Here is a 22,422-nt window from a genome sequence, read left to right as displayed (position 1 = left end):
GGTACGCAGCGCCGCCCAACGGGACAACGGGCGCCGCACCGGGCGGGGTTCGCCTCCCGGGGCCGGCCGGCGACCGGTCAGCCGAGGCGGGCGTCGAGCGCTTCGAGGTCGTCGACGAACCAGGTGCGGTCGCCCCGGTTGCACTCGCGGACCAGGTCCCGGAAGGCCGTGCCGGCCGCCGTGTGGGCCGAGACGTCGCCCACGACGACGAGCCGGACGCCGTAGTTGGCGAACTTCTGCAGGACCTCCCCCGCGAGGCCCGACCGCAGGACGAAGAACCGCTCGTCCAGGCGGGCGACGGGGACGGCCACCACGTCCGCCCGGTGGTAGGCCGATCCGATCACGTCGAGCGCGTCCTGGACGCCGGAGATCCTCGCGCCGTCCTCGCCGCAGACGAGGACGGGCACGCCCCGCCGCTCGGTCACCACGTCAGCCACGGCCCGCCTCCGGGTCCTCGGTGTGCTCCTCCGGGAACATGTCGTTCCCCCCTCCCATGACGTCGTCGATGGTGCGCAGGACGTCCGCCGTCGCCGCGGCACCGCCGAGCACCACGACCTTCAGCCGCGAGCGCTCGTCGTCGTACGCGATCCGGACCCGGGCCAACTCGTGGGGGTCCCGCGCCATCTGGGCACCGGCCACGAGAAGGGTCCCGAGGCGGTCGGCGGCGGCCGGCCCGATGCCGTCCACCTCGACGATGGCCGAGACCTCCACCCGCTGCCGGGCGGCGGCCGCCGGCGCGCCGGTGAGGGCCTCCAGGTCGGCCCGGGCGACGCGGTACTGCTTGCCGATGCGCACGGCCTTGAGCCGGCCGTCGCGGATGTAGCCGCGGACGGTGCGCACGTGCAGTCCCAGCCGGTCCGCGACCTGCTCGACGGACAGCCATTCCCTCTCCATAGTGCCGCATCCTACCCCGTGAAGGTAAGGACAGGGATGTATGCGTACCCCCACGCGCCCCCGCACGCCTCCGCGCGCCTCCGCGCGTCCGGCTCCCTCCGGTCTCACCGCAGCAAAAAGCCGCGCCGGCCCGTGCGGCACGGGCCGGCGCGGCGAGCGGGATGCCGGGGTCAGGAACGCGGCGCCACCTTCGACAGACCGTTGATCACGCGGTCCATCGCGTCGCCGCCCGACGGGTCGGTGAGGTTCGCCAGCAGCTTCAGCGTGAAGCGCATCAGCATCGGGTGCGTCAGGCCGCGCTGGGTCGCCAGCTTCATGACCTTCGGGTTGCCGATCAGCTTCACGAAGGCCCGGCCGAGCGTGTAGTAGCCGCCGTAGGTGTCCTTCAGGATCCGCGGGTACGACTGCAGCGCCAGCTCCCGCTGGGCCGCGGTGCCGCGCGCGTGCGCCTGGACGATGACGTCGGCCGCGATCTGGCCGGACTCCATCGCGTAGGCGATGCCCTCGCCGTTGAACGGGTTGACGAGGCCGCCGGCGTCGCCGACCAGCAGCAGGCCCTTGGTGTAGTGCGGCTGGCGGTTGAAGGCCATCGGGAGCGCCGCGCCGCGGATCGGCCCGGTCATGTTCTCCTCGGTGTAGCCCCAGTCCTCCGGCATCGAGGCGCACCAGGCCTTCAGCACCTCGCGCCAGTCCAGCTCCTTGAAGGAGGCGGAGGTGTTGAGCACGCCGAGGCCCACGTTGGAGGTGCCGTCGCCCATGCCGAAGATCCAGCCGTATCCGGGCAGCAGCCGCGGGTTGCCGGGGACGCGCCGGTCCCACAGCTCCAGCCAGGACTCCAGGTAGTCGTCGTCGTGCCGCGGGGAGGTGAAGTACGTGCGGACGGCGACGCCCATCGGGCGGTCCTCGCGGCGGTGCAGCCCCATCTGCAGGGAGAGCCGGGTGGAGTTGCCGTCAGCGGCGACCACCAGCGGCGCGTGGAAGGTGACCGGGGTCTTCTCCTCGCCCAGCTTGGCCTCGACGCCGGTGATGCGGCCGGTGCGCTCGTCACGGATCGGGGCGCCGACGTTGCAGCGCTCGTAGAGCCGGGCGCCGGCCTTCTGCGCCTGGCGGGCGAGGAGTTCGTCGAAGTCCTCGCGCCTGCGCACCAGGCCGTAGTCCGGGAACGAGGCCAGGTCCGGCCAGTCCAGCTGCAGCCGGACGCCGCCGCCGATGATGCGCAGGCCCTTGTTGCGCAGCCAGCCGGCCTCCTCGGAGATGTCGATGCCCATCGCGACCAGTTGCTTGGTCGCCCGGGGCGTCAGGCCGTCGCCGCACACCTTCTCGCGCGGGAAGGCGGTCTTCTCCAGCAGCAGGACGTCGAGTCCCGCCTTCGCCAGGTAGTAGGCCGTCGTGGAACCGGCGGGACCGGCACCGACGACGATCACATCGGCGCTGCGTTCCGAAGCGGCGGTCTCGGTCACAGTGCGGCACTCCTCGCTGCTGTGGGCTGTTGCGGGCCTGGCTCCGGCCGCCGGCGGCGGCCGGACCGGACCCCGAGCAGTCTATGGGCCCCCTCCGCGGACGGGCCGGGCGGCCCGCCTTCAGCGCACCGCGCGGTGCAGCGCCACGATGCCGCCCGACAGGTTGCGCCAGGCGACCTTCGACCATCCGGCCTTCTGCAGGCGCCCGGCGAGGCCGGGCTGGTCGGGCCAGGCGCGGATGGACTCGGCCAGGTACACGTACGCGTCGGGGTTGCTGCTGACCGCCCGGGCGACCGGCGGGAGGGCGCGCATCAGGTACTCGGTGTAGACCGTGCGGAACGGCGCCCAGGTGGGGTGGCTGAACTCGCAGATGACGACGCGGCCCCCGGGCCGGGTGACCCGCAGCATCTCGCGCAGCGCGGCGTCGGTGTCGTGCACGTTGCGCAGCGCGAAGGAGATCGTGACGGCGTCGAAGACCCCGTCGGCGAACGGCAGCCGGGTCGCGTCGCCCGCGGTGAGCGGGAGGAAGGGGTGGCGGCGCTTGCCCTCGCGCAGCATGCCCAGGGAGAAGTCGCAGGGCACGACCCGGGCGCCCGCGCCGGCGAACGGCAGGGAGGAGGTCCCCGTGCCGGCGCCGAGGTCCAGCACGCGCTCGCCGGGACGTACGGCGAGGGACTGCGCGACGACCTTGCGCCAGCGGCGGTCCTGGCCGAGCGACAGCACGTCGTTGGTCAGGTCGTAGTTGGCGGCGACGTCGTCGAACATCGCGGCGACTTCGTGCGGCTGCTTGTCCAGGGAGGCTCGGGTCACCTCCCCATTGTTCACCCGGCGTCCCCGTACCCCGCGCAGGGGCCCCGCCGCGGTCGTGGAACGCCGTACGGCACGACCCGCGCGGCCGGTCAGGCCCTGCGGTGCAGGAGCCGCCCGGCGACGACGGTGGCCAGGCAGGTGCCGTGCTCGTCGAAGACGGCGAAGTCCGCCCGGGCGCCCGGCTCCAGGGACGGGGCCCGGCGCACCGGCAGCAGGCCGCTGCGGTCCAGCGCGGAGCGCAGCGCGGGGTCGTCGGGGGCGGTGGCGACGGCGGTGACCCCGCGCAGCAGCAGGGCGTGCACGCGTTCGCGCGGGGTGGGGGCGGGTGGCAGCGCGCCCTCGTGGGTCAGGCCCGGGCGCAGCGCACCGGGCCAGTTCCGTACCCGGGCGCCCGGGTGGCCGGCCAGCAGCGCGTCCTGCGGGCCGATGGCGGCGAGGAGGCCGCCGTCGACGAGCAGGGCGGTGCCGTCGGTCCCGGAATGGATCGTCAGCATCGGTGGCGCGGTCAGGAGGTGCTGAGCAGCTTCAGCTCCGGGTGCGCCGTGCCGCCCTCGATGGCGGTCGACGACAGGTGGGAGACGACGTGGTCGTCCACCGGGTCGTTCGCCGGGTCGTCGTGGACGACGAGGTGCTCGTAGGTGGTGGCGCGCTGCGCGGGGACCCGGCCGGCGGCGCGGATCAGGTGGATCAGCTCCATGCGGTTGGAGCGGTGCTTGGCGCCGGCCGAGGAGACCACGTTCTCCTCCAGCATCACCGAGCCGAGGTCGTCGGCGCCGTAGTGCAGCGACAGCTGGCCGACCTCCTTGCCGGTGGTGAGCCAGGAACCCTGGATGTGGGCGACGTTGTCCAGGAAGACCCGCGCGATGGCGATGATCCGCAGGTACTCGAAGAGCGTGGCCTGGGTCCGGCCCTTCAGGTGGTTGTTCTCGGGCTGGTAGGTGTACGGGATGAAGGCGCGGAAGCCGCCCGTACGGTCCTGGACGTCGCGGATCATGCGCAGGTGCTCGATGCGCTCGGCGTTGGTCTCGCCGGTGCCCATCAGCATGGTGGAGGTCGACTCCACACCCAGCTTGTGCGCGGTCTCCATGATCTCCAGCCAGCGCTCGCCGCTCTCCTTGAGCGGGGCGATCGCCTTGCGCGGCCGGGCCGGCAGCAGTTCGGCGCCGGCGCCCGCGAAGGAGTCCAGGCCCGCGGCGTGGATGCGGCTGATGGCCTCCTCCACCGTCACCTTGGAGATGCGGGCCATGTGCTCGACCTCGGAGGCGCCGAGGGAGTGGATGACCAGTTGCGGGAAGGCCTGCTTGATGGCGCTGAAGTGCTTCTCGTAGTACTCGACGCCGTAGTCCGGGTGGTGGCCGCCCTGGAACATGATCTGGGTGCCGCCGAGTTCGACGGTCTCCGCGCAGCGGCGCAGGATGTCGTCGAGGTCCCGGGTCCAGCCCTTGGCGGTGTCCTTGGGCGCGGCGTAGAAGGCGCAGAACTTGCACGCCGTCACGCAGACGTTGGTGTAGTTGATGTTCCGCTCGATGATGTACGTCGCGATGTGCTCGGTACCGGCGTAGCGGCGGCGGCGCACGGCGTCGGCGGCGGCGCCGAGGGCGTGCAGGGGTGCCGAACGGTAGAGGTCGAGCGCCTCCTCGGGGGTGATGCGGCCGCCGTCGGCGGCACGGTCGAGGACGGACTGGAGGTCGGCGTTCTCGCTCACCGGGCATCCTTCCGAGGGGTGTGACGGACCCGCCCAGCCTACGCCAGGGGGTCAGCCGCCCTGCTTCCTGAGGTCCCCTTCCGGCTGACCGGCCAGCGAGTCGCCCGAGCGGTAGTGCAGGGAGCCGTCCGCGTTGAGGGTGAACCGCTCGTCGGCCGAACCGTCGGAGCAGATCCCCGGATGCGGGTTGGTGCCGCCGCTGGTGTCGAGCACGACGCCCTTCTCCGTGGCCTCGGCGAGCTTCCAGTCGCCGCTGCAGTCGTAGGACTGGCCGAGCAGGTCCAGCACGCTCTTGTCGCGGCCGACGACCGCGCCGACCTTGCCTTCGCGCAGGGTGATCTCCATCGTGCCCGGTACTCCGCCGGCGGTGACCGTGCTGCCCTTCCACGTGCCGACGAAGGCTTTGGGGAGGGCGTCCACGCGCGGTCCCGAGGACGGCGTCGAGGACGTGGTCGAGGAGGAGGTCGAGGAGGCCGTGGTCGAGGACGGGGAACCGTCCCCGGACCCCGCGCTCCGCGAGGGGGTGCGCTCCCCGCCCTTGGCCTGGTTCGAGCCGTCGAGGAGTCCCGGCAGCACGAGGGCCAGGGTCACGGCGGCCGCGACGAGCAGGATCCCCGTCGCGGCGAGCGCCGCGGCCCGGCCGCGCCGGCGGCCCGGGACGGGCGTGGGCGGCGGCGTGGCGGCGAACGGCGGCGCGTCCTGGGGCGCGGTCAGCGAGGGCGGCGGGCCGAACGACCCGTACGAGGGGTGCGAGCCGTAGGAGCCGTGGCCGCCGGCCGGTCCCCCGCCGTTCCCCTCGGGGGTGCCGTTGCCCGGGGCCACCGGGCCCGGGTGCGGGGTGGGTTCGAGGTCGAGCAGTTCGACGGCCTGCCGCCCGAGGCGCTCCGTCAGCGGGGCCGGCAGCCAGCCGGCGCGCACCAGCGACGCGGCGTCGCCGCCGGGCGCCAGCAGTTCCGCGAGCCGGCGGGGCGTCGGGCGCACCTCCGGGTCCTTGGCGAGGCAGGACTCGGCGATCCGGCGCAACTCGTCGGGGACGCCGTCGAGTTCGGGCTCCTCGTGGGCGACCTTGTAGAGCAGGACGGCCGCGCTGTCCCCGGTGAAGGGGCCGCGGCCGGTCGCGGCGAAGGCCAGCACCGCGCCGAGGGCGAAGATGTCGGCGGCGGGGCCGGTGGGTCTTCCGGTGACCTGCTCGGGCGCCATGTAGCCGGGCGAGCCGACGACCACGCCCTTGCTGGTCAGGGCGGCCGTGGCGTCCATGGCACGGGCGATGCCGAAGTCGATCAGCACCGGGCCGTCGAGCGAGAGCAGCACGTTGGACGGCTTGATGTCGCGGTGCACCAGGCCGCGTCCGTGCACGGCCTCCAGCGCCTCGGCGAGCCCGGCGCCCAGCGCCCGTACGCCCTGCGGCGACAGCGGGCCGAAGGTGGCGACGGCCTCGGAGAGGGCGGGACCGGCGACGTAGCGGGTGGCCACCCAGGGCACCGGCGAGTCGGTGTCGGCGTCCAGCACCGGGGCGCTCCACGTACCGCCGACCCGGCGCGCGGCGTCGACCTCGCGCTGGAAGCGGGTGCGGAACTCCAGGTCGTCCGCGAGTTCCGAGCGCACCACCTTCACGGCCACCGTCCGGCCGCCGGGGCTGCGCCCCAGGTAGACCCGGCCCATCCCGCCGGCGCCCAGCCGGCCGAGCAGACGGTACGGGCCGATCGACGGGGGGTCGTTCGCTTGCAGGGGCTGCATCTGCGCGCCTCTCGCCGGTGCGGAAGGTCAGTGGAGTTGTACCCGTGGCCGCCGTGGTCACCCCAGCCGGAGCGGGGGGCCGCCGCCGATCGTAGTCGGCCCGGGGAACGGGCCAGGGCCGGCGGGGGGGGTGCCCGCCGGCCCACGGGGTCAGCCCCCGGCGCCCAGCAGCTCGACGCGCGCCTGCTCCGGGAAGCCCACCCGGCGGGCGAACTCGGCGATGCCGGTGAGCTGCTCGGGACCGAGCGAGAAGTCCAGGGTGGTGAAGTAGCGCTGGAGGGTGTGGGCGTCGAAGGACTCCCAGCGGGCCGCCTGCTCGGCGACCTTCTCCACCTCCTCCATGCTCAGGTCGCGGGAGGAGAGGAAGGCCCGGTGCACCTCGTGCACCACACCGGGACGGGCCTCCAGGTAGTCGCGGCGGGCGGCCCAGACGGCGAAGACGAACGGCAGCCCGGTCCACTCCTTCCACATCAGCCCGAGGTCGTGGACCTCCAGGCCGAGCCGCGGCGCGTCGTGCAGCGAGGCGCGCAGCGCCGCGTCCCCGATCAGGACGGCGGCCTGGGCCTCCTGCATCATCAGCGAGAGGTCGGGCGGGCAGGTGTAGTACTCGGGCTCGACCCCGTACTGATCGGCGAGCATCAGCTGGGCCAGGCGGACCGAGGTGCGGCTGGTGGAGCCGAGGGCGACCCGGGCGCCGTCCAGGGCGCCCAGCGGGACCTGGCTCACGATCACGCAGGACATCACCGGGCCGTCGCAGCCGACGGCGATGTCCGGGAGCGCGATCAGGTCCTCTGCGTGCCGGAGGTACTCCATGAGGGTGATCGGGCCGACGTCCAGCTCCCCGGAGACGAGCTGGGCGCTGAGCTTCTCGGGGGTGTCCTTGGTCAGCTCCAGGTCGAGCAGGGCACCCGTTCGGGCGAGTCCCCAGTAAAGGGGCACGCAGTTCAGGAACTGGATGTGCCCGACGCGGGGCCGGGTCCGGCGCACACCACTGGCGGATGGAAGAGGCGCAGATTTGTCCACATCAGGAGGCTAGACCCCCGCTCCCCGGAACTTCCGGCGGGCCCCGTCCCCCACGCCGGGCGGCCTCCGGCCGGGCGCCGGAGGAACCCCGCGCCGGGGCGCCGCGCGGCACTTGTGAAATCCGATCTTGTCGCTCTTCCCCGGCGCAGATGCTCCGTGCTACTGTCGTCGCAAGTTGCAGTTTGGTTTCCCTTGCAGTACAGAGCCTGCGGAGCATGTGACCGCGGGCTTTTGTAGTTTTCAGACTTCTTGCAGTGAGCAGGGCAGGTTCTGGAGCAGGGCAACCCTTTGGCCCAAGGAGGGCTTATGGCTACCGGAACCGTCAAGTGGTTCAACGCCGAGAAGGGCTTCGGCTTCATCGCCCAGGACGGCGGCGGCCCCGATGTCTTCGTCCACTACTCCGCGATCAACGCCTCCGGCTTCCGTTCGCTGGAGGAGAACCAGGCGGTGACCTTCGACGTCACCCAGGGCCCGAAGGGCCCGCAGGCGGAGAACGTCTCCCCCGCCTGATCGCGGACTGACGCGCAGTAACCGACGAGCAGTACCCAAGGAGCCCCGCACCGTCGTGCGGGGCTCCTGCCTTTTGCGGCGCGTCCGTCAGGATCAGGGCGCGGGCAATTCGCTCCCGTGTGCGAAGTCGGCTGCGCCGAATCGCGCTGCAACGTTTCATGAGCGGGTGGAACGGCGCGAATGCCCCGGCAATTCGGCCGGCGGCGCGAGCGGCCTATGGATCCGGCGCGGGAAATGGCGGGAATTCGCCCGGGCGGTCCGCCACGGCGGCGTTCGCGCGCATTGCCCCCGGTGACGTCGCCGCCGGGTGGCGCGGCGGCCGGACGCCGCGAGGAGGCCGCCGCTGCGGAGTCCGCCGTACGTCCCACCCGGCGCCCGTACGCCGCACGTCCACGACCGCCCCACCGACCCCGCGGGAACCCACGATGCCCCTGCTGCTCACCCTCGCCCGAGGCGCACTGACCGGGGCCGGCAAGCGCCCGGCCGCCGACGCGCCGCTGCCCGCCGACCGGCTGACCGTTCCTGCCGTCCGGGTGGACCCCCGGCGGCTCGCCGCGTACGCCGAGGTGTGCGGCTTCCCGCCCGGGACCGGGCTGCCCCTGACGTACCCGCACGTCCTCGGCTTCCCGCCGGCCGCCCGGCTGATGGCCCGGCGGAGTTTCCCGCTGCCGCTGCTCGGCTTGGTGCACACATGGATCGAGATCGTCCAGCGGCGGCCGCTCCTGCGCGGCGACCGGCCCGGCATCACCGTCCACGCCGAGGAGTTGCGCCCCCACCGGCGCGGCGTGGAGGTCGTGATCGTCACGGAGGCGTCCCTCGACGGCGAGGTCGTCTGGCGGGACCGCAGCGGCTACCTCGCCCGGACCCGCACGGGCGGCGCGACCGGCGGCGGCCCGCCGGCCGCCGCGTACACGGACGCGGACGTGGACGTGGACGTGGAACCGTCCGTCGTGGCGGAGTGGCGGCTCCCCGCCGGCCTCGGGCGGCGGCACGCCGCCGTCTCCGGCGACTGGAACCCGATCCACCTCCACCCGCTGACCGCACGGCCGCTGGGCTTCCCGCGCGCCATCGCCCACGGGATGTGGACCGTCGCCCGCTGCGCCGCGGAGGCCGTCCCCGCGGGCGCCGAAACGGTCACCCTGCGGGCCGAGTTCAAGGCCCCCGTCCTGCTGCCCGCCACCGTCACCTACGTGGCCTCGGGCGCCGACGCCTCCGGACCGGGCGAGACGCGCAGCTTCGCCGTGCGCTCGGCGGGACGGCTCCACCTCACCGGTACGGTCGGCCCCTGAGGGCCGGCCCGCCCGGGTGCGTCAGCTGCTCTGCGCCGCCGCGCGCGAGGCGTCGTCCGCCTCGTCCTCCTGCGCCGCGTTGGCCGCGAGGTTCGCCTTCGTGCGCTCCACCCGCGCGGAGACCTGCACGGACGCCTCCTCACGCACCCCGCGCAGCACCACGAAGCTGAGCGGCGCGCTGATCACCAGCGCGAGCAGCATCACCCACAGCAGGTTCGAGTCGCCGAGCCCGGAGGGGAGCACGCGGACGTAGACCAGGCCCCAGATCACCAGGAAGCAGGCCGCGAACAGGCCGAGACGCATCAGGGAGTAGCGCAGCATGGGGCTCGGCTTCCAGCTCACGGTCGTTGCCACTTCCTTCGTTTCCCTCGTCACGGCCTGCGGGACGTACCGGACGTACCCCTACCAGTGAAGCACGGGGCCGTGGCGGTCAGGTCAGCGGGAGCCACATCGTGATGTCGTCGCGGTCGTCGTCCGGGGCGACGCGTATCGCCGAGGGGACGCGCCCGACCTCCTTGTAGCCGGCCGAGGCGTAGAAGCGCTCCAGGCCCATGCCGCTGCGGCAGGTGAGCTTCAGCGCCTCCAGGCCGAGGTCGCGGCCCGTCCGCTCCGCCGCCTGCATCAGTTCCGCGCCGTGCCCGCGGCCCTGGAGGGACGGGTCGACCATGACGGTGTAGAGCCAGGCCCAGTGCCGCATCAGGCGGTGGGTGTTGAAGGTGAGGAAGGTCGCGGCGGCGAGCCGGTCCCCGTCGAAACCGGCGACCATGTGCGCCCTGCCATCGGCCAGCGCCGAGTAGTGCCGTTCGGCTTCGAGGGCGACGTCCGCCCGGCCCACGGGCGGGACGAAGCCGACGGCGCCGCCCGCATTGGTGACGTCGGTCCACAGGGAGACGAGCTGTTCCCGCAGACCGGGGGTGAGCTCGGGGTCGAGGGTGTAGCGCAGTGCCATGGCGCACACCTTAGGCACCGAGGCTGACTGCGTTCGACGGGCGCCCGGCCACCGGAAGACATCGGGGTTAAGGCGAGGCCTCGGCGGGCCGGGCGGTGCCGTCCGGGTGCGGGCCGTCACACGACGTCACGCACCCGGTCACCCGCCCGGCCGTCCGGTGTCACAGGCGCATCGGCTGCGGCGACTCGCGGCGCGCCGCGTCGGGACCCGGGTACTCGCGGATGATCTCGTACCGGGTGTTGCGCTCGACCGGGCGGAAGCCCGCGTCCGTGATGAGCTCCAGCAGGTCGTCGCGGGTGAGCTTGTTGGGCGTCCCGTAGTTGTCGGCGTCGTGCGTGATCTTGTACTCGACGACCGAGCCGTCCATGTCGTCCGCGCCGTGCTGGAGCGCCAGTTGGGCGGTCTGCACGCCGTGCATGACCCAGAACACCTTCACGTGCGGCACGTTGTCGAACAGCAGCCGGGAGACGGCGAAGGTCTTCAGCGCCTCGGCGCCGGTGGCCATCGTGGTCCGCGCCTGGAGGGTGTTGCGGACCTTGCCGTCCTTCAGGTCGACGAAGTCGTGCTGGTAGCGCAGCGGGATGAAGACCTGGAAGCCGCCGGTCTCGTCCTGCAGTTCACGCAGCCGCAGCACGTGGTCCACCCGGTGCCGGGGCTCCTCGATGTGCCCGTACAGCATGGTGCACGGGGTCTTGAGGCCCTTCTCGTGCGCCAGGCGGTGGATGCGCGACCAGTCCTCCCAGTGGGTGCGGTGGTCGACGATGTGCTGCCGCACCTCCCAGTCGAAGATCTCGGCGCCGCCGCCGGTCAGCGACTCCAGACCGGCCTCGATGAGCTCGTCCAGGATCTCGCTCGCGCCCATCCCGGAGATCGTCTCGAAGTGGTGGATCTCGGTGGCGGTGAAGGCCTTCAGGGAGACGTCCGGCAGGGCCTCCTTCAGCGCCTTCAGCGACCGCGGGTAGTAGCGCCACGGCAGCGTCGGGTGGAGGCCGTTGACGATGTGGAGTTCGGTGAGGTTGTCCCCCTCCATCTCCTTCGCCAGCCGGACGGCCTCCTCGATGCGCATCGTGTACGCGTCCTTCTCCCCCGGCTTGCGCTGGAAGGAGCAGTACGCGCAGGAGGCGGTGCAGACGTTCGTCATGTTGAGGTGGCGGTTGACGTTGAAGTGGACGACGTCGCCGTTCTTCCGCGTCCGCACGTGGTGGGCGAGACCGCCCAGCCAGGCGAGGTCGTCGGACTCGTAGAGGGCGATGCCGTCCTCGCGGGTCAGCCGCTCACCCGCGTAGACCTTCTCCTCCAACTCGCGCTTGAGCCCCGCGTCCATCGCCCGCCTCGCCTTCACCATCCGAAATCGACCGTTCGACCTTACGCCTAGATGTTCTCGGGGAGTTCCCCGACCCGGTCCTCCCACTTCGTGGACAGCACGACCGTGGTGCGGGTGCGGGCGACGCCCTTGGTGCCGGACAGCCGGCGGATGGTGTGCTCCAGGCCGTCCACGTCGGGGACGCGCACCTTGAGCATGTACGAGTCGTCGCCCGCGATGAACCAGCAGTCCTCGATCTCGTCCAGGTCGCGCAGCCGGGTCGCCACGTCCTCGTGGTCGGCGGCGTCGCTGAGCTGCAGGCCCACCAGCGCGGTCACGCCGAGGCCGAGGGCCGCGGGGCGGATCGTGGCGCGGTAACCGGTGATCACACCGGCCTGCTCCAGCCGGTTGATCCGGTCGGTGACACTCGGTCCTGACAGGCCCACCAGCCGGCCCAGCTCGGCGTACGAGGCCCGGCCGTTCTCACGGAGGGCCTGAATGAGCTGCCTGTCCACCGCGTCCATCAGACTGGACCCCTTCATTCGTGCCGCGACTGCGCTGCCAGGACAAGAATCTAAGGCATGAACGGGGATGTGCCCTGCGCATCAATCCGCGGCAGCTGCGTCGGCACCGGCCCCGGCGGCGCCCAGCTCGCCCTCCCAGCGGCGGTACAGCTTGTGCGGCACCCGTACGGCGTCCAGCACCCGTCCCGCGACGAAGTCGACCAGGTCCTGGATGTCCCGGGCCCCCGCGTAGAAGGCGGGCGAGGCCGGCAGCACCACGGCGCCCGCCTCGTCCAGCGCGACCAGGTGCCGCAGCGTCTGGCCGCCCAGCGGCGTCTCCCGTACGGCGACCACCAGCGGGCGGCGCTCCTTCAGGGTGACGCTCGCCACCCGCTGCAGCAGGTCCTTGGAGAGCCCGAGGGCGACGCCCGCCACGCAGGCCGTGCTCGCCGGCACGATCAGCATCCCCTTGACCGGGTACGAGCCCGAGCTGGGCCCGGCCGCGAGGTCACCGGCGGACCAGTACCGCACCCGGCCCAGGTCGGTCTCGAACCGGTCCGGGGTGCCGTCCGCGCCGCGGGCCAGCCAGCGGCCGAGGTCCTCGCGCCAGTGCGCGTCCCGCAAGGGCGACCCGGTCTCGTCCAGGACGGTGAGCCGGGCGGCCCGGCTGACCACCAGGTCCACCGACTCCCCGGCGTGCAGCAGGGCCCGCAGCACCGCCGCGGCGTACGGCGTCCCGGAGGCCCCGGAGACCCCGACCACCCACGGCGTCCCGCGCTCGCTGTCGTCCATGCGGCGAGCCTATCCGGCCGCCGGCAGGGCCCCGCCCGGCCCCCGGGACGGCACGGGCGGCCACGACGGGGTTCATGATGGGCGGAATGGACGAGTAGGCCCGGGAACCGCCGCGGATGCCGTCGTCGTTGTCTACCGTGAGGGAGGCCCGGCCCACCGGGCGGGGGGTGGACAACCACGAGGGGGGACCTGTGGCGTACGAACCCATCGCGGGGCACGACGCCGGTGACGCCCGGCGGCGCGTGCGCGGCCACACGCTGCCCGGTCCCGGCGAGCGGGCGAAGACCGCCGCGGCGATCATGTTCATCTGGGTGGGGCTGCTCTGGCTGATCGAGTGCGTCGACGTGATGACCCATCACGCGCTCGACACCTTCGGCATCGTGCCGCGGCAGATCGGCGAGCTGCGGGACATCATCCCGGCCGCCTTCATCCACTTCGGCTTCGACCACGTCGCCGCCAACAGCCTGCCGCTGCTGGTGCTCGGCTTCCTCGCGGCGCTGCGGGGCACCGGCCGCCTGCTCAGCGTGGTCTTCGTCATCGTCATGACGAGCGGCGGCGGGGTCTGGCTGGTGGCCCCGGAGCACACCAACACCGCCGGTGCCTCCGGCGTCGTCTTCGGCCTGTTCGGCTACCTGCTGGTGCGCGGCTTCGTCGACCGGCGCCTGATCGACATCGCGGTCGGCCTGATCGTCGCGGTGGCGTACGGCTCGATCCTGTGGGGCGTGCTGCCGACCGCGCAGGGGGTCTCCTGGCAGGGCCACCTCTTCGGCCTCGTCGGCGGCGTCGTGGGCGCCTTCCTCTTCCGGGACCGCCCCGCGGACGGGCTGATCAGATGAGGTCGTAGGATCCGGGGACGACGCGACGGGGGGAGCGGTTCTCCATGACCGATTTCGGCAAGCACGACGAGGTACCACCGCGGGACACGGCACCGCCCGTGCCGCCGCAGCAGGGCCCGGCGCCCGGCCCCCACGCGATGCCGTCGCCGCCACCGCCCTACGCGCCGCCGGCTCCCCCGCCGCCGCCGTACGGCTACGGCTACGCCCACGGGCCGCTGCCGTACCCGCCCCCGCCGCTGCGGCCGCCGACCACGCCGGCCATGTGGGCCCATCTGGGGGCGCTGCTCACCCTGGTGGCGGGCAGCAGCATGTGCTGCGTCGGCTGGGCGCTGACCTGGATCGCCCCGCTGGTCATCCGCTCCAGCGAGCGGAACAAGCACGACCCCTTCATCCGGCACCACGCCGCCCAGGGGATCAACTACGGCATCACGACGGCGATCGTGGGCCTCCTCGGCATCCTCGGCTACGGCGGCGGCTTCGCCGCCCTGGCCGCGTACGAGCACGGCGGACCGGTCTGGCTGCCGTTCGTGGCGTTCGGCCTGCTGGCCCTGGCCGGGCTGCACCTCCTGGCCGGGCTGGTCTTCTGCATCATCGGCAGCACCAAGGCCAACGGCGGCCAGTGGTGGAGCTACCCGAAGTTCTTCGCCCTGCCGTTCGTGCGCGGCTGAGCGAACGCGGCCGGCCGCGGCCCGGGCGTCAGACGCCCAGGCCGCGCACCGCGAGGTCCAGCAGGGCGCAGAGGAACAGCGCCATGCCGATGAAGCCGTTGACCGTGAAGAACGCCCGGTTGAGCCGGCTGAGGTCGCCGGGCTTGACGATGCTGTGCTCGTAGACGAAGGCGCCGCCCACGATCAGCATGCCCACCCACCAGAAGGCCCCCGCGCCGACCGCCAGCCCGTACCAGACGAGCAGCACGGTCGTCACGACGTGGCTCGCGCGCGCACCGTGGAGCGCGCCGTCCACGCCGAAGCGGGCCGGCACCGAGCGCACCCCGTGGGCGCGGTCGGCCGCGACGTCCTGGCAGGCGAAGATCAGGTCGAAGCCGCCGATCCACACGCCCACCGCGAGGCCGAGGATCACCGCGTCCCACGACCAGGAGCCGGAGACCGCCAGCCAGGCGCCGACCGGGCCCATGGCCTGGGCGAGGCCGAGGATGGCGTGCGGGTAGTCGGTGAACCGCTTGCCGTACGGGTAGACCACCATCGGGACCACCGCGACCGGCGCCAGCGCCAGGCAGAGCGGGTTGAGCAGCGCGGCGGCGCCCAGGAAGAACACCACGGCGATCAGCGCGCCGGTCCACGCCGAGCGCACCGACACCGCGCCGGTGACCAGTTCGCGTCCCGCGGTGCGGGGGTTGCGGGCGTCGATCTCGCGGTCGATGATCCGGTTGCAGGCCATCGCGAAGGTCCGCAGGCCGACCATGGCGACGGTGATCAGGAGGAGCTGGAACCAGTGGACGGACCGGTCCTCGGCGAACATCGCGCTGAGCGCGGCGATGTAGGCGAAGGGCAGCGCGAAGACCGAGTGCTCGATCATCACCAGCCGCAGGAACGCCCGGACCTTGCCGTCCGGGCGGGGCGAGGGTCCGAAGAGGTCCGGGGTCGCGGACTCGGCGCTCACAGGCCGTACTCCTTCCAGCGGCGGTCGACCTTCGCGGCGGTCTCCGGGTCGGGGAGCACCATCTCGGGCCAGCCGCCGTCGCGGGTGTAGCCCTCCTCGGGCAGCTTCCTGGTCGCGTCGATGCCGGCCTTGCCGCCCCAGAACTGCTGGTAGGAGGAGTGGTCGAGGTGGTCCACGGGCCCCTCGACGACCGACAGGTCGCGGGCGTAGTCGGTGTTGCCGAGCGCCCGCCAGGCGACCTCGTGCAGGTCGTGCACGTCGCAGTCGGCGTCGACCACGACGATCAGCTTGGTCAGCGACATCATGTGCGCGCCCCAGATGGCGTGCATCACCTTCTGGGCGTGCTTGGGGTACTTCTTGTCGATCGAGACGATCGCGCAGTTGTGGAAGCCGCCGGCCTCGGGCAGGTGGTAGTCCACGATGTCCGGCACGATGACCTTCAGCAGCGGCAGGAAGAACCGCTCGGTGGCGCGGCCCAGCGGACCGTCCTCGGTCGGCGGCCGGCCGACCACGATGGACTGCAGCAGCGGCCGCTTCCGCATGGTCACGCAGTCGATGGTCAGCGCCGGGAAGGGCTCCTGCGGGGTGTAGAAGCCCGTGTGGTCGCCGAACGGCCCCTCGGGCAGCATCTTCCCGGGCTCCAGCCAGCCCTCCAGGACCACCTCGGCCTGGGCGGGCACCTGCAGCGGCACGGTCCTGCAGTCGACCATCTCGACGCGCCTGCCCCCGACGAAGCCGGCCAGCAGGTACTCGTCGATGTCGCCCGGCAGCGGCGCGGTGGAGGCGTACGTCACGGCGGGCGGGCAGCCGAACGCGATGGCCACCGGCAGCCGTTCGCCGCGCCGCTGGGCCACCTGGTAGTGGTTGCGGCTGTCCTTGTGGATCTGCCAGTGCATCCCGATGGTGCGCCGGTCGTGCCGCTGCAGCCGGTACAGGCCCAGGTTGCGGACGCCGGTCTCGGGGTCCTTGGTGTGCGTCAGGCCGAGGTTGAAGAAGGAGCCGCCGTCCTCGGGCCAGGTGAACAGCGCGGGCAGCGCGTCCAGGTCGACGTCGTCGCCGGTGAGGACGACCTCCTGGACGGGCGCGTCCTTCACCTTCCTCGGCAGCACGTGCGTCATCCCGGCGAGCTTGCCGAAGGCCTCGCGCACGCCGACGAAGCCGTGCGGCAGCTCCGGCTTGAGCAGCCCGCCGATGCGGTCGCCGATGTCGGCGTAGGAGGTCAGGCCGAGTGCCTTCAGCAGCCGGCGGTCGGTGCCGTAGACGTTCATCGCCAGGGGCATCGAGGAGCCCTTGACGTTCTCGAACAGCAGCGCCGGGCCGCCCGCCTTGTTGACGCGGTCGACGATCTCACCGACCTCCAGGTACGGGTCGACCTCTGCCTTGACGCGCTTGAGGTCGCCCTCCTTCTCCAGGGCCCTCAGCAGCGAGCGAAGATCGTCGTATGCCATGCGGTCCAGTATCCGGCACGCACTACCCTGTACCCGTCACCGGGGCCCGCCGTGCCCCGCCGCCGCTGCCTGGGGGGCACTTCCGCGATGATCCGGTACATCCCGTTCCTGCTGGTGCTGGCGTTGTGGATCTACGCCTTCATCGACTGCCTCAACACGCCCGAGGAGCAGGTCCGCGGCCTCCCCAAGGTCATCTGGGTCATCGTCATCCTGCTCTTCGGCGAGGTGCTGATCGGCCCGATCGCCTGGCTGGTGGCCGGCAAGCACCGCACGGCCCCGGCGGGCGGCAGCACCCCCGCGGAGTGGCACCGCAACCACCGCACGCAGTGGGTCGCGCCGGACGACAACCCGGAGTTCCTGCACTCGCTCCGCGAGGAGAACAAGAAGGACGAGCAGCTGCTGAAGAGCTGGGAGGCCGACCTGCGGCGCCGTGAGGAGGAGCTGCGGCAGCGCGAGGGCGGCTCCGGCGACGGCCAGGACAACCGGCCCCGCGGCTGATCCTGCGGGACACTGGGCGTCATGGACGACGCGCGGGCGATGCTGGCGACGGCGGTGGCGGAGGCCCGGGCGGGCCTCGCGGAGGGCGGGATCCCGGTCGGGGCGGCCCTGTACGGCCCGGACGGGCGCACGGTGCTGGGCCGCGGCCGCAACCGCCGCGTGCAGGACGACGACCCCTCGGTGCACGGCGAGACGGCGGCGTTCCGCGCGGCCGGACGGCAGCGCTCCTACCGCGGCACGACGATGGTCACCACGCTGTCGCCGTGCTGGTACTGCAGCGGCCTGGTCCGGCAGTTCGGGATCTCCCGGGTCGTCATCGGCGAGGCCCGCACCTTCCACGGCGGCCACGACTGGCTGGCGGAGCACGGCGTGGAGATCGTCCTGCTGGACGACCCGGAGTGCGTCGCCCTCATGACGGAGTTCGTCGCGGCCCGGCCCGACCTGTGGAACGAGGACATCGGCGCATGATCCCCACCATCGACCTCGGGCCCTGGCTCACCGGCGACGTCGCCGCCCGGGCCCGCGTCGCCGCCACCGTGGACGAGGCGCTGTGCTCGGCCGGCTTCCTGCTGGTCACCGGGCACGGCGTCGACCCGGCACTGCGCGCGGCGATCCGGGAGGCCGCCCGCGGCTTCTTCCGGCTGCCGGCCGCCGTCAAGGAGCCGTACGCGGTACGGGTGGGCGGCCGCGGCTGGCTGGGCCCGGGCGCGGAGGCCAACGGCCACGCGGAGGGTACGGCCACCCCGCCGGACCTGAAGGAGTCCTGGTCGTTCGCCGCCGAGGAGCCGACCGGCGACCCGGTGGTGGACGCCGAGTGGTTCCTGCCGAACCTCTGGCCGGCCGAGGCGCCGCGGCTGCGGCCGCTGGTGGGCGCGTACGTGGCGGCGATGCGCGAGCTCTCGGACCACCTGCTGGAGCTGCTGGCCGCCGCCCTGGGCGGGCCCGGGGACCTCTTCACCCGGCACACCCGCCACCCCACCTGGGGCTTCAACATCAACTGGTACCCCGGCACCGACGTGGTCGGACCGCCCGAGCCGGGGCAGTTCAGGATCGGCCCGCACACCGACTTCGGCACGGTCACCGTGCTCGACCGCCAGCGGGGCAGGGGCGGCCTCCAGGTCCACACCGACGAGCACGGCTGGCAGGACGCGCCCTGGGAGCCCGGCTCCCTCACCGTCAACATCGGCGACCTGATGGCCCGCTGGACCGGCGACCGCTGGCGTTCCGGGCGCCACCGCGTGCTGCCCCCGCCGGCCGACGCCCCGGCGGAGGAGCTGATGTCGCTGGTGTGGTTCTACGAGTGCGACCCGGGCACCCGCGTCGCGCCGCTGCCCGCCCCTGTCGGCAGGCACGCGTACGAGCCGGTGGACTCGCACGCGTACCTGCGGGCGAAGCTGGACGCGATCGGCCTGGGCTGAGCCCCGGCCGGGTCAGACGCCGGCGTAGGAGTGCTTGCCGGTGATGAAGATGTTCACGCCGTAGTAGTTGAACAGGAAGCAGGCGAAGGCGAGCAGCGCCAGGTAGGCGGCCTTGCGGCCCTTCCAGCCGGCGGTGGCCCGGGCGTGCAGGTAGGCCGCGTAGACCACCCAGGTGATGAAGGACCAGGTCTCCTTGGGGTCCCAGCCCCAGTAGCGGCCCCAGGCGGCCTCGGCCCAGATCGCGCCGGCGATGATCGTGAACGTCCACAGCGGGAAGACCATGGCGTTCACGCGGTACGCGAACTTGTCGAGGCTCGCGGCGGACGGCAGCCGGTACATGATGTTCGCCCAGGCGCCCTCGTTGCTGCCGCCCGGGGCCGCGAGGCCGGTCTCGTAGCGGTCGCGGAAAAGGTAGAGCACGTTGGAGACCGCGCCCAGGTAGAGCACCGCGCCGGAGATGATGGCGCAGGAGACGTGGATCCAGAGCCAGTACGAGTGCAGGGCCGGGACCAGCTGGTCGCTGTCGGTGTAGAGGACCGAGACGGCGAGGCCGAGGTCGAGCAGCACCGAGGTGGTCAGGAAGAGCCCGATCCAGCGGACCTTCTTGCCCAGCAGGAGCAGCACCAGGTAGGCGGTGACCGCCGTGGCGCCGAAGGTGGTGGAGAACTCGTACATGTTGCCCCAGGGGGCGCGCTGCACCGAGATGGCGCGCGCCGCGACGGCACCCACGTGCAGCGCCCACGCCAGCACGGTCAGGGAGACCGCGATGCGGCCGTACAGGTCGCCCTGTTCGGTGTCGCCCGCCGCGCCGGGGCCGTCGGCGAAGCCGCGGTCGGCGGCGGAGGCACGGGTGACGACCTCGGGACGCGCCAGGGTGGCGGTGCCGCCGCCCTGCTTCACGGTCACGGTGACCGCGGGCGCGGACCCAGCGGCGGGGGCGAGCGCGGCGGAGGTCCTGGCGACCTTGCTGCGGCCGCCGAAGACCCACTCCGCGATGTGGGCGAGGAAGGCCAGCGTGTAGACCGCCATCGCCGAGTAGATCAGTAGGTTGCTGATGTGGGCGACGTTCTCGTTGACCGCGGCAGCGGTGGTCACGCGCGCGCTCCTTCGTCGTGGGGCAGGGGTTCTTCGGAGGCTTCGGGGTCCGCCGCGGGCAGCGGCGGGGCCGTGGCCGTGAGGCCGGCGGCGAGTTCGCCCAGCTCGTCGGCGATCCGCGCCGACTCGCTGCGGCCGAGACCGGCCAGCTCGACGACGGTGGTGCCGTCGGCGCCGCGCACCGCGCGCACCCAGATCCGGCGGCGCTGGATGAACAGCGAGCCGGCCAGGCCGGCGATCGCGGCCACGGCGCTGATCAGTGCCCAGCCGTTGCCGACCTGGTGGGAGACCTGGAAGGTGGCCCAGGTCTTGACGCCGTCGAAGGTGAGCGAGCCGTCGCCGCCGGGCAGCGCGAGGGTCTCCCCCGGCTTCATCGCCTTGCTGACGATCCGGCCGTCGGCGTCCTTGAACTGCTTCATCTTCTTGGTGTCGAGCTGGTACACGTTCTGCGGCAGGCCGGCGTCCACGCCCAGGTCGCCGTGGTAGGCGGTCAGGACGAGCGCCGGGTAGTCCAGGGCCGGGAAGGACGAGTGCGGGCCCTGCTGCGCGTTCAGCGCGAAGGTCGGGGTGAACAGCCCCTGGAAGCCGTACTGGGTCTTGTTGTCGGCGTGGTCGCGGACGTCCATCGCCTTGATGACGCCGACCGAGGTCTGGTTGCCGTCCTGCGGCAGGAACGGGACCGGGCCCTGGAAGACGACGTTGCCCTGGCCGTCCTTGACGGTGACGACGGGCGCGTAGCCGTGGCCGATCAGGTAGACCTTGGAGCTGCCCACCTCCAGCGGCTCGTTGACCTCGATCGCGGTCTTCGTCCGCGCGCCGCCCGGGCTCGTCCAGTACTGGATGTTGGCGCGGAAGGTGCGCGGGGTGCCCTTCTGCGGGCCGCTGCGCGCGTACGAGGCGTTGAAGCCGTCCAGCTTGAAGCCGAAGGTGTCGAGGTCGTCGGCGTTGTAGAAGGTGCCCGGCTTGAAGTCGTCGTACTGGGTGAGCGTGTTGTTGAAGCCGTCGCCCTCGACGATCAGCTTGCCGCCCTCGGCCTTGAACAGCCCGCCCACCGCGAAGGAGATCAGCAGCCCGAACAGGGCGACGTGGAACAGCAGGTTGCCGGCCTCGCGCAGGAAGCCCTTCTCCGACGCGACCGCCGTGCCGGCCACCTGGGTGCGGAAGCGGCGGCCGCGCAGCGCGCGCTGCGCGGCGGTGAGCACGGCCTCCGGCTCGGCCTCGGTGCGCCAGGTCGCGTACGCCGGGAGCCGGGTGAGGTGGCGCGGGGCCGCCGGGGGCTTGGCGCGGAGCTGGCCGACGAACTGCCAGCTGCGCGGGACGATGCAGCCGGCGAGCGAGACGAACAGCAGGATGTAGATCGCCGAGAACCACACCGAGCTGTAGACGTTGAACAGCCCGAGCTTCTCGTAGAGCGGCGCCACCGTGGTGTGGGCGTCCTTGAAGTTCTGCGCCTTGATCTCGTCGACGCTCGTCTGCGGCACCAGCGAGCCGGGGACGGCGGCCAGCGACAGCAGGAAGAGCAGGATCAGCGCGACCCGCATCGAGGTGAGCTGACGCCACGTCCAGCGCCCCCAGCCCACGGCCTCGCGGCCGGTCCAGGCGATGGCGCCGGCCGTGCCGGGCCCGCGGACACCGCCGAAGGAGCCGGGAACGGCCTGGCCCAGGTCCTCGACGGGCGCGGTCGACAGCTGGGCGCCGGCCGCGCCGAGGTCGGCGGCGCTGTCCGCCGCCGCGCCGGGGGACGTCCCCGCGGTGTCTTTGGAGCTCATCGATCAGATCCCTGGAGTGAAGCCGGACGACCAGATCTGCATCTGGTAGACGATGTGGTCCCACACGCCGGTGACGAGCAGCAGGCCCACGGCGACGAGCATGCCACCACCGATCCGCATCACCCACACGTAGTGGCGCTTGACCCAGCCGAACGCGCCGAGCGCGCGGCGGAAGGCGACGGCGGCCAGTATGAACGGCAGGCCGAGGCCGAGGCAGTAGACGGCGGTGAGCAGCGCGCCGCGGCCCGCGCTGGCCTCGTTGAAGGCGAGCGTGTTGACGGCGGCCAGGGTCGGGCCGATGCACGGGGTCCAGCCGATGCCGAAGAGCAGGCCGAGCAGCGGCGCCCCCACCAGGCCCATGGTGGGCCTGCGGTGGAAGCGGAACTCGCGCTGGGTGATGCCGCCGACCAGGCCCATGAACGCCAGGCCCATGACGATGGTGAGCGCGCCGAGCACCTTGGTGATGACCGCCTTGTGCTCCTGCAGCGTCCAGCCGAAGTTGCCGAACAGCGCGCCGCCGGAGACGAAGACGGCGGTGAAGCCGAGGACGAACAGCGACGCGCCGGCGAGCATCCGGCCGCGCCGGGCCTCGGCGAGGTCGGTGCCGGTGACGCCGGTCACGTACGACAGGTAGCCGGGGACGAGCGGCAGCACGCACGGCGAGAAGAACGAGACCAGGCCGCCCAGGAGGGCGATCGGCACGGCGGCGAGCAGGGCGCCGTTCATCACGGTCTGGTTGGCGCCGGCGGCGAGTGCGCTCACG

At 72.6% G+C, this 22,422-nt stretch carries 24 protein-coding genes and 1 pseudogene; 7 read left to right on the top strand and 18 right to left on the bottom strand.

What is annotated here, in order from left to right:
* Window positions 1-77 precede the first annotated feature (77 nt).
* The 8 genes and pseudogenes from ABZ479_RS17370 to ABZ479_RS17335 all read right to left on the bottom strand — a co-directional run bounded on the left by ABZ479_RS17370 (window position 78) and on the right by ABZ479_RS17335 (window position 7,593).
* Entirely contained in the window at window positions 78-437 is a 360-nt protein-coding gene (locus tag ABZ479_RS17370) for a DUF4180 domain-containing protein (protein ID WP_500462407.1), read from the bottom strand.
* Window positions 430-894, bottom strand: coding sequence for a helix-turn-helix domain-containing protein (locus ABZ479_RS17365; protein ID WP_500462406.1), 465 nt, complete (start codon window positions 892-894; stop codon window positions 430-432). Before ABZ479_RS17365 ends, ABZ479_RS17370 begins: the two co-directional genes overlap by 8 nt.
* 170 nt (window positions 895-1,064) lie before the next feature.
* Window positions 1,065-2,435, bottom strand: a pseudogene (locus ABZ479_RS17360) (geranylgeranyl reductase family protein); the annotation flags it as partial.
* 39 nt (window positions 2,436-2,474) lie between these two features.
* The gene (locus tag ABZ479_RS17355; RefSeq protein WP_500462405.1) at window positions 2,475-3,164 is read right to left on the bottom strand and encodes a demethylmenaquinone methyltransferase; all 690 of its coding nucleotides are present in this window, start codon (window positions 3,162-3,164) and stop codon (window positions 2,475-2,477) included.
* A gap of 89 nt (window positions 3,165-3,253) precedes the next feature.
* Window positions 3,254-3,658: a hypothetical protein gene (locus tag ABZ479_RS17350; RefSeq protein WP_500462404.1), complete on the bottom strand. Its 405-nt coding sequence runs from the start codon at window positions 3,656-3,658 to the stop codon at window positions 3,254-3,256.
* An 11-nt stretch (window positions 3,659-3,669) separates the two neighbouring features.
* Window positions 3,670-4,869 (bottom strand): cyclic dehypoxanthinyl futalosine synthase, encoded by a 1,200-nt coding sequence (mqnC, locus tag ABZ479_RS17345; RefSeq protein WP_499606366.1) that lies wholly within the window; start codon window positions 4,867-4,869, stop codon window positions 3,670-3,672.
* A gap of 51 nt (window positions 4,870-4,920) precedes the next feature.
* Window positions 4,921-6,606 carry a serine/threonine-protein kinase gene (locus tag ABZ479_RS17340; protein WP_500462403.1) on the bottom strand — a complete coding sequence of 562 codons (1,686 nt, stop codon included), beginning with the start codon at window positions 6,604-6,606 and terminating at the stop codon, window positions 4,921-4,923.
* Between the two features lie 150 nt (window positions 6,607-6,756).
* Complete coding sequence (locus ABZ479_RS17335) at window positions 6,757-7,593, bottom strand: menaquinone biosynthetic enzyme MqnA/MqnD family protein (RefSeq protein WP_500462481.1); 837 nt, start codon at window positions 7,591-7,593, stop codon at window positions 6,757-6,759.
* Window positions 7,594-7,935: 342 nt separating this feature from the next.
* On the opposite strand from ABZ479_RS17335, the gene ABZ479_RS17330 reads away from it, so the two are divergent.
* Window positions 7,936-8,139, top strand: coding sequence for a cold-shock protein (locus ABZ479_RS17330; RefSeq protein WP_354796699.1), 204 nt, complete (start codon window positions 7,936-7,938; stop codon window positions 8,137-8,139).
* A gap of 425 nt (window positions 8,140-8,564) precedes the next feature.
* A complete protein-coding gene (locus ABZ479_RS17325) occupies window positions 8,565-9,428 on the top strand; it encodes a MaoC/PaaZ C-terminal domain-containing protein (protein ID WP_500462402.1) in 864 nt (287 codons plus the stop codon).
* Between the two features lie 21 nt (window positions 9,429-9,449).
* Here the strand turns inward: ABZ479_RS17325 and ABZ479_RS17320 are convergent, their stop codons facing one another.
* The 5 genes from ABZ479_RS17320 to ABZ479_RS17300 form a co-directional block, all read right to left on the bottom strand.
* Window positions 9,450-9,749, bottom strand: coding sequence for a DUF4229 domain-containing protein (locus ABZ479_RS17320; protein WP_499606465.1), 300 nt, complete (start codon window positions 9,747-9,749; stop codon window positions 9,450-9,452).
* A gap of 109 nt (window positions 9,750-9,858) precedes the next feature.
* Entirely contained in the window at window positions 9,859-10,377 is a 519-nt protein-coding gene (locus ABZ479_RS17315) for a GNAT family N-acetyltransferase (protein WP_500462401.1), read from the bottom strand.
* 160 nt (window positions 10,378-10,537) lie between these two features.
* Complete coding sequence (gene mqnE / locus ABZ479_RS17310; protein WP_500462480.1) at window positions 10,538-11,701, bottom strand: aminofutalosine synthase MqnE; 1,164 nt, start codon at window positions 11,699-11,701, stop codon at window positions 10,538-10,540.
* A 47-nt stretch (window positions 11,702-11,748) separates the two neighbouring features.
* Entirely contained in the window at window positions 11,749-12,204 is a 456-nt protein-coding gene (locus tag ABZ479_RS17305; protein WP_500462400.1) for an Lrp/AsnC family transcriptional regulator, read from the bottom strand.
* Between the two features lie 81 nt (window positions 12,205-12,285).
* A complete protein-coding gene (locus ABZ479_RS17300) occupies window positions 12,286-12,975 on the bottom strand; it encodes a UbiX family flavin prenyltransferase (protein ID WP_500462399.1) in 690 nt (229 codons plus the stop codon).
* A 191-nt stretch (window positions 12,976-13,166) separates the two neighbouring features.
* Here ABZ479_RS17300 and ABZ479_RS17295 point away from each other — a divergent pair, with 191 nt between their 5' ends.
* Both ABZ479_RS17295 and ABZ479_RS17290 read left to right on the top strand, forming a co-directional pair.
* Window positions 13,167-13,811: a rhomboid family intramembrane serine protease gene (locus tag ABZ479_RS17295; RefSeq protein ID WP_500462398.1), complete on the top strand. Its 645-nt coding sequence runs from the start codon at window positions 13,167-13,169 to the stop codon at window positions 13,809-13,811.
* A 44-nt stretch (window positions 13,812-13,855) separates the two neighbouring features.
* Window positions 13,856-14,479 (top strand): magnetosome magnetite crystal formation protein family, encoded by a 624-nt coding sequence (locus tag ABZ479_RS17290; RefSeq protein ID WP_500462397.1) that lies wholly within the window; start codon window positions 13,856-13,858, stop codon window positions 14,477-14,479.
* A 28-nt stretch (window positions 14,480-14,507) separates the two neighbouring features.
* Here ABZ479_RS17290 and mqnP read toward each other — a convergent pair whose 3' ends face one another.
* On the bottom strand, window positions 14,508-15,431 hold the full coding sequence (mqnP, locus tag ABZ479_RS17285; protein ID WP_500462396.1) for a menaquinone biosynthesis prenyltransferase MqnP: 924 nt from the start codon (window positions 15,429-15,431) through the stop codon (window positions 14,508-14,510).
* The gene (locus ABZ479_RS17280; RefSeq protein WP_500462395.1) at window positions 15,428-16,879 is read right to left on the bottom strand and encodes a menaquinone biosynthesis decarboxylase; all 1,452 of its coding nucleotides are present in this window, start codon (window positions 16,877-16,879) and stop codon (window positions 15,428-15,430) included. Before ABZ479_RS17280 ends, mqnP begins: the two co-directional genes overlap by 4 nt.
* Window positions 16,880-16,966: 87 nt before the next feature.
* Between ABZ479_RS17280 and ABZ479_RS17275 the strand changes: the two genes are divergently transcribed.
* Genes ABZ479_RS17275 through ABZ479_RS17265 form a run of 3 tightly spaced genes read left to right on the top strand, consistent with a single transcriptional unit; the run spans window position 16,967 to window position 18,795 of the window.
* Window positions 16,967-17,377, top strand: coding sequence for a PLD nuclease N-terminal domain-containing protein (locus tag ABZ479_RS17275; protein ID WP_500462394.1), 411 nt, complete (start codon window positions 16,967-16,969; stop codon window positions 17,375-17,377).
* Between the two features lie 21 nt (window positions 17,378-17,398).
* Window positions 17,399-17,845 (top strand): nucleoside deaminase, encoded by a 447-nt coding sequence (locus tag ABZ479_RS17270; RefSeq protein WP_500462393.1) that lies wholly within the window; start codon window positions 17,399-17,401, stop codon window positions 17,843-17,845.
* Window positions 17,842-18,795 (top strand): isopenicillin N synthase family dioxygenase, encoded by a 954-nt coding sequence (locus tag ABZ479_RS17265; RefSeq protein WP_500462392.1) that lies wholly within the window; start codon window positions 17,842-17,844, stop codon window positions 18,793-18,795. Before ABZ479_RS17270 ends, ABZ479_RS17265 begins: the two co-directional genes overlap by 4 nt.
* Before the next feature lie 12 nt (window positions 18,796-18,807).
* Here ABZ479_RS17265 and ccsB read toward each other — a convergent pair whose 3' ends face one another.
* The 3 genes from ccsB to ABZ479_RS17250 are packed head-to-tail and all read right to left on the bottom strand — an operon-like array spanning window position 18,808 to window position 22,421.
* Complete coding sequence (gene ccsB, locus ABZ479_RS17260) at window positions 18,808-19,890, bottom strand: c-type cytochrome biogenesis protein CcsB (RefSeq protein ID WP_500462391.1); 1,083 nt, start codon at window positions 19,888-19,890, stop codon at window positions 18,808-18,810.
* Entirely contained in the window at window positions 19,887-21,659 is a 1,773-nt protein-coding gene (gene resB / locus ABZ479_RS17255; protein WP_500462390.1) for a cytochrome c biogenesis protein ResB, read from the bottom strand. Before resB ends, ccsB begins: the two co-directional genes overlap by 4 nt.
* Before the next feature lie 3 nt (window positions 21,660-21,662).
* The gene (locus tag ABZ479_RS17250; protein WP_500462389.1) at window positions 21,663-22,421 is read right to left on the bottom strand and encodes a cytochrome c biogenesis CcdA family protein; all 759 of its coding nucleotides are present in this window, start codon (window positions 22,419-22,421) and stop codon (window positions 21,663-21,665) included.
* Window position 22,422: the final 1 nt, after the last annotated feature.

This window comes from Streptomyces sp. NPDC005722 (assembly GCF_040630935.1).
Classification (GTDB): Bacteria; Actinomycetota; Actinomycetes; order Streptomycetales; family Streptomycetaceae; genus Actinacidiphila.
The sequence above is the reverse complement of the archived record's forward strand: the minus strand, read 5'-3'. Positions and strand labels throughout refer to the sequence as shown.